The organism is Psychrobacter sp. TPE 89C, from assembly GCF_055522395.1.
In genome coordinates this window covers 1-757 of the sequence record NZ_JBVFXW010000107.1, presented here as the reverse complement: position 1 = coordinate 757, position 757 = coordinate 1, and the positions used below count along the sequence as shown (strand labels likewise).

The window sequence follows — 757 nt, the reverse complement described above, 5'->3', positions numbered from 1 at the left end:
GTTGACTGGTGGGACATAGAAGCTATTTTCTTCGATATGAAAAGTAGTAAATAAGAAAATACGTAGCACTATTCAGATGTTTTTTAATCAAATTAAATTCTAGTTTTATATTGATATTTCTTTGACTTATAATTAATTAAGGATGATGTTATGAATACTATAATTATCAAAACAAATGACCAATTACAAACGATTTCTGAGCACAAAGTCATTACGCAGGACGGCAAAACTACAATAATAAAAGCTGTTGACAAAGTGAACTACGAACTGCTTGATGAATCAACGGGTTATGCTCCACATCATATGGTAACTAAGCGGGTAAGTAACGACCTTCACGTTTCTTTTGAAGAGAATAGCGAAAATCCCGAACTTATTATGGAAGGGTTTTATGATGGTATCGATAGTGCGCTCATCGGTATCGCTGAAAATGGTAACTATTATTACTACATTCCCAATACTGGAGAAGTAACAGATTTTGTCACTGAGTTGCAATTGGGTGAAGTACAGGGGCAAGCGTTGGGTGGAGAGGAATATGCTACACCTTGGTGGGTAGGTGCGACAGAATTTGGAGGTTTTGGTGCATTACCATGGCTAGCTGGATTGGCGGGTCTTGGATTAGCAGGCGCAGCACTTTCTGGTGGTGGTTCTGGCGGTAGTTCTAATAACGCCGCCCCAACAGCCCCAAGCGTGTCAGACTCAGCGAATCTAGAGCTTGGTCAGGCCGCTGCGGGTGATGCGGTTGCCACCGCCAGTGGCT

1 protein-coding gene is annotated in these 757 nt (G+C 41.7%); it reads left to right on the top strand.

Going from position 1 to position 757, the window contains the following annotated elements; genetic code table 11:
- Positions 1-150: 150 nt before the first annotated feature.
- On the top strand, positions 151-757 hold a 607-nt coding region (locus ACZW67_RS14320; protein WP_465183809.1), incomplete at its 3' end, for a hypothetical protein.